Source organism: Romboutsia sp. (assembly GCF_051659545.1).
Lineage (GTDB): Bacteria > Bacillota > Clostridia > Peptostreptococcales > Peptostreptococcaceae > JBOFOR01.
In genome coordinates this window covers 1-1468 of record NZ_JBOFOR010000328.1, presented here as the reverse complement: position 1 = coordinate 1468, position 1468 = coordinate 1, and the positions used below count along the sequence as shown (strand labels likewise).

The 1468-nt window shown below is 30.4% G+C and carries 3 protein-coding genes; 2 read left to right on the top strand and 1 reads right to left on the bottom strand.

Annotated features, from left to right (window positions below):
- Positions 1-562 (top strand): energy-coupled thiamine transporter ThiT (gene thiT / locus ACRC03_RS19400; RefSeq protein WP_438654259.1); only part of this gene is annotated, 562 nt, incomplete at its 5' end.
- 10 nt (positions 563-572) lie between these two features.
- Positions 573-1181, top strand: a complete 609-nt coding sequence (thiE, locus tag ACRC03_RS19395) for a thiamine phosphate synthase (RefSeq protein WP_438654258.1) — start codon at positions 573-575, stop codon at positions 1179-1181.
- 96 nt (positions 1182-1277) lie between these two features.
- Here the strand turns inward: thiE and ACRC03_RS19390 are convergent, their stop codons facing one another.
- Positions 1278-1415, bottom strand: coding sequence for a hypothetical protein (locus tag ACRC03_RS19390; protein ID WP_438652236.1), 138 nt, complete (start codon positions 1413-1415; stop codon positions 1278-1280).
- Positions 1416-1468 lie beyond the last annotated feature (53 nt).

The window sequence follows — 1468 nt, the reverse complement described above, 5'->3', positions numbered from 1 at the left end:
AACAAAATTCACTACTAAAAAAATAGTAGCGATAGGGATGTTTAGTGGAATAGCATTTATTTTAAGTATGATTCAATTTATTCAATATCCTCAAGGTGGAGGAATAGCATTATTATCAATGATGCCAGTAATGCTAGTATCTTTATTATATGGAAAAGGTGAAGGATTAACTGCAGGTTTAGTCTACGGAGGACTAAAGCTATTAAATGGTGCATATGTAGTTCATCCAGTACAACTAATATTAGACTATATATTAGCAAACATAGTTTTAGGTTTTGCAGGAAGCTTTGGTAGAGAAAAAAAATCACATGCGATACTTGGGTGTTTAATGGCTAGTATGTTAAGTGTAGCATGTAGTGTTTTATCTGGGGTAGTATTTTTCGGGGAATATGCTCCAAAAGGTATGAACGTATGGTTATACTCATTTTTATATAACTTCTCAAGTGTTGGTGTAGAAGGAATACTATGTTCAATTACTATAGCCTTTATGCCACTTGCAAGAATAGCCAAAGAAGCTAAATTAAATAATGAAGTTAGAATTGACAATAAGCCTGTACAATAGAGGAGAAGATATGGATAAATTAAAAGTTTACTTAGTAACGGACTCAAAAATCTTAGAAGGAAGAGATTTTTATGAGGCAATAGAGGACTCTCTAAAAGCAGGAATTAAAACAATACAACTAAGGGAAAAAAATTTCCTAGGAAATGAGTTTTTAGAGAGAGCCTACAAATTAAGAGAGTTAACTAGAAAATATGATGCTTTATTAATAATTAATGATAGAGTAGATATAGCTATGTTAGTTGATGCAGATGGAGTTCATGTGGGGCAAAAAGATATACCTGCTAATGAGGTTAGAAGGTTAATCGGACCTGACAAAATACTAGGAGTATCTGCTAAAAATATTACTCAAGCTGCAAAAGCTAAAGAAGATGGAGCAGATTATATAGGTGTTGGCGCTATGTTTACTACTTCTACTAAATTAGATGCAGATAGTGTAAGCAAGAATGATTTGAAGAAGATAATGGATGAGGTGGATATACCTATTATTTGTATAGGTGGTATTACCCTGGAAAATAAAGGTGAATTAGACGATTTTAATGTAGCAGGATATGCAGTAGTGTCAGCTATATTAGGAGCAGAAAATATATATGAAGAATCAAAAAAGTGGATGGAAGCATAGCTTTCATTTACTTTATATGATATAAAATAAAAAGCTCTAACAATACATCAGTGTAAGGTTAGAGCTTTTTATCTATTTAATTAGTTGAAAATGATATTATTTTTCAACAGTCTGATCTTTATTATATAAATTTTCTAATTGTTCATTTTCTTTTGAAAGATTTTCGCTTATTTCCTTTGAATATTGAACTTTACATTTCTTACTTAATGAACAAAACATACTACTAGTTTTCACAAAAATCACTCCTTATATATTTAAATATGAATGGATAAGTTTTATAAAAGTTA